Genomic DNA, 3,311 nt, shown 5'->3' with positions numbered 1-3,311 from the left:
GGAGCGGTACACGAGGCTCGAACTCGTGACCTCGACCTTGGCAAGGTCGCGCTCTACCAACTGAGCTAGTACCGCATTTTTACTTCTTCAGTTATTTTACGTTGGTGCGCGACAAGTCGCGTTCAACATTCTAGCAACTGAGCTAGTACCGCATTAATTGATGGTAATTCAATCACTCAAACACACTAACCCCGCGTGGGTTATCGTCTTGAGCGGGGCAGGATTCTACAATAATACGGAGTGTTTGCAAGTGTTTTTTACAAATTAAAGAAATTTTCTCTATAGACTTTTAATTCCATAATAGAATCTTTAATGTCATCCAAAGCAAGGTGTGAGCCTTTTTTGTTCACTTTTGCAAGAACTTCAGGTTTCCAGCGACGTGCTAATTCTTTAATAGTACTTACATCTAGATTTCGGTAATGAAAGAAGTCTTCAAGCTCGCGCATGTACTTATTCATAAAGCGGCGGTCTTGCCCAATTGAATTACCACACATTGGCGAAGCGCCAGCTGGAACCCACTGCTTTAAAAACTCTATAGTTTGTTCTACAGCATAAGTTTCATCAAAGGTACTTGCTTTACAGCGCGCTGTTAAACCCGACTTGCCATGCTGAGTGGTACACCACTCGTCCATGCCATCAAGGAGCTCATTACTTTGATGAATGGCTATAGTTGGCCCTTCGGCTAATATATTCAAGTCTGCGTCAGTGACAACCGTCGCAATTTCGAGTATTTTATCGGTCTCTGGTTCGAGTCCGGTCATTTCAAGATCGAGCCAAATTAAATTTGATTTATTAATAGTCATAATTACCTAAGCGGTGCTTTCCTTTAGATCCAACGCATTTCGATATATCATATTAGCATCAACCGTCGAGCTAAAGCTTTTTTTAGGAAAAGCGACATTTAACTAAGGTTATAGGCCTCCAGTGGCAAAACAAAAAAAATTAAGTAAAGGCCAATCGCGTCAGATCAAGGCCAATCACCAAAAGCGCATTAATAGCGCAGACTCAAGACCGGCTAAAAAAGGGGCGCAAGAATGGCAAACCGATAACTTAGGTCAGGTCGAGAGCGCAATTGTGATCAGTCGTTTTGGCCAACACGCCGATGTAGAAACTGAAAATGGCGATGTACTGCGCTGTAATATACGCCGCACCGTATCAAATTTAGTATGTGGCGATGAAGTATTGTTTCGCCGTGCAAAAGTAAGCGAAGGTGATTTAGCGGGTGTAATTGAAGCTACGCAAGAGCGCCGCTCGCAGCTTACTCGCCCAGACTTTTACGACGGTGTAAAGGTTATTGCAGCCAACATTGACCAAATACTGATGGTATCGGCTGTATTGCCTGAGTTTACCCCTAGCATTATCGACCGTTATTTAATTGCCTGTGAAGATATGGGCATTGAGCCAATTTTAGTGCTTAATAAAACCGATTTAATTGATGAAGCGGGCCTTAGTGAAATACAAAAGGTTCTCGATATCTACCGTAAACTCGACTACAAAGTACTTCTTGTTAGTAATATATCGGGTGATGGAATCGATGAGTTAAAAGAAGTACTTGTTGATAAAAATAATATTTTTGTTGGCCAAAGTGGTGTGGGTAAATCAACCCTCGTTAACACTGTTTTGCCAAATGCTGAAATATTAACTAAAGAAGTATCTGAAAACAGTGGCCTTGGCCAACACACAACAACTGTTTCACGCCTTCACCATTTACCAAGCGGCGGTAACTTAATCGACTCGCCAGGAATTCGTGAATTTGGTTTATGGCATTTAGATGTTGATCGTGTAACGTGGTGTTTTAAAGAGTTTAGAGAATTTATAGGCGGATGTCGCTTTAGAGACTGTAAACATCTAAACGATCCGGGTTGTATAGTTAAAGAAGCTGTAGCTGATGGCAAAATTTCGCAATTGCGCTTTGACAGCTACCACCGAATTTTAGAAACAATGGCTGATGGTCGTGCCGGTTCTCGCGCACCTCGCGTATAATTTAGGAAAAAACTGTGAGTTTAGACAAATTTAAAATCGCAATGCAGTATGCAATGCCAAAACATTTTATTTCGCGCGTAGTAGGTAAATTAGCTGCTGCTAAAGCGGGCGCTTTAACAACCACGTTAATTAAACTATTTATTAAACAATACAAAATAGACATGAGCGAAGCACAATATTCAGACCCTGCTCATTACAAAAGCTTTAATGAATTTTTTACCCGTCCTTTAAAAGACGGCGTGCGTCCAATGGTAGAAGATAGTGACATTATTATTCACCCAGTGGATGGCGCAATCAGCCAACTAGGCGATATTGTTGACGGACAGCTAATACAAGCTAAAGGTCACGATTACAGCTTACAAGCACTGCTAGGCGGCTCACAAGATGATACAACACCATTTTTAGGCGGTAAATTTGCGACTATTTATTTAGCCCCAAAAGACTATCACCGTATCCATATGCCTATCGATGGCACCTTAAGTAAAATGATTTACGTACCAGGTGATTTATTTTCAGTAAATCCGCTTACAGCGCAAAATGTGCCTAACTTATTTGCACGTAACGAACGCGTAGTCGCAATTTTTGAAACTGAAATTGGTCCGCTTGCTATGGTACTTGTTGGCGCAACAATAGTGGCAAGTATCGAAACTATTTGGGCAGGTACAGTAACACCACCAGCAGGTAGCGATGTATTTAGTTGGAAATACCCAACCACAGGCGATAACGCCATCAGACTTAAAAAGGGTGAAGAAATGGGCCGCTTTAAATTAGGCTCTACTGTGGTACTTGCATGGGGTGCTGATAAAGCTGAAATACTGGATGATCAACTACCAGAAGTGGTTACTCGCTTAGGCACTGCATTTGCAAAAATTAACGACTAAAATCAATCGTTAATCAGAAATCAAAAAACCGCGTTTATTTAAACGCGGTTTTTTAATTTTTGTAGGCGCTTACACGAAAAATGCAGTTTTTAATTTATAACTAATAGCTTACTTACTCATCGGTTTATCTAAAGCGCAGCGCCCTCTAAACCTCTTTGTGAATAAATCACTTAAGATCTTATTGCACAAAGAGAGGCAAAAGTGGAGTAAATGAGAAAACATAAAATATAGTAATTACGAGCTTTGCTCGTCACGCCAGCAAGCTGTGCATCTTGTATCTCTCATTGATAAATGATTAGCTATCATTTATCACATCGAAGTCAGTGAGCTTGCCTGTGCGTCTAGTATTTAATACTGCTCCGTAGATAAGGCCCTGACTTTCTATTCTCAGAAACTGAATGGTATCCAAGCACACTTTTTTTAAGTAGATGCTGTATGTACAAGGGG

Annotated in this window: 3 protein-coding genes and 1 tRNA gene; 2 read left to right on the top strand and 2 right to left on the bottom strand. The window is 40.9% G+C overall.

From position 1 onward, the window contains the following. Positions 1-2: 2 nt before the first annotated feature. Both I6F53_RS19920 and orn read right to left on the bottom strand, forming a co-directional pair. Positions 3-75: transfer RNA gene (locus tag I6F53_RS19920), tRNA-Gly, on the bottom strand. Positions 76-257: 182 nt separating this feature from the next. Next, positions 258-803, bottom strand: coding sequence for an oligoribonuclease (gene orn, locus I6F53_RS19915; RefSeq protein WP_166419388.1), 546 nt, complete (start codon positions 801-803; stop codon positions 258-260). Positions 804-924: 121 nt separating this feature from the next. Between orn and rsgA the strand changes: the two genes are divergently transcribed. Both rsgA and asd read left to right on the top strand, forming a co-directional pair. Next, the gene (rsgA, locus tag I6F53_RS19910) at positions 925-1,983 is read left to right on the top strand and encodes a small ribosomal subunit biogenesis GTPase RsgA (RefSeq protein WP_166419389.1); all 1,059 of its coding nucleotides are present in this window, start codon (positions 925-927) and stop codon (positions 1,981-1,983) included. Positions 1,984-1,997: 14 nt separating this feature from the next. Continuing rightward, entirely contained in the window at positions 1,998-2,864 is an 867-nt protein-coding gene (gene asd / locus I6F53_RS19905; protein WP_197240909.1) for an archaetidylserine decarboxylase, read from the top strand. Positions 2,865-3,311: the final 447 nt, after the last annotated feature.

Origin of the sequence: Pseudoalteromonas sp. SWN29, assembly GCF_015864465.1 — a bacterium.
Classification (GTDB): domain Bacteria; phylum Pseudomonadota; class Gammaproteobacteria; order Enterobacterales; family Alteromonadaceae; genus Pseudoalteromonas.
The sequence above is the reverse complement of the archived record's forward strand: the minus strand, read 5'-3'. Positions and strand labels throughout refer to the sequence as shown.

Bases quoted from the DNA above. Each gene is read 5' to 3' on its own strand.
- orn (WP_166419388.1), bottom strand. From the start codon at position 803: ATGACTATTAATAAATCAAATTTAATTTGGCTCGATCTTGAAATGACC.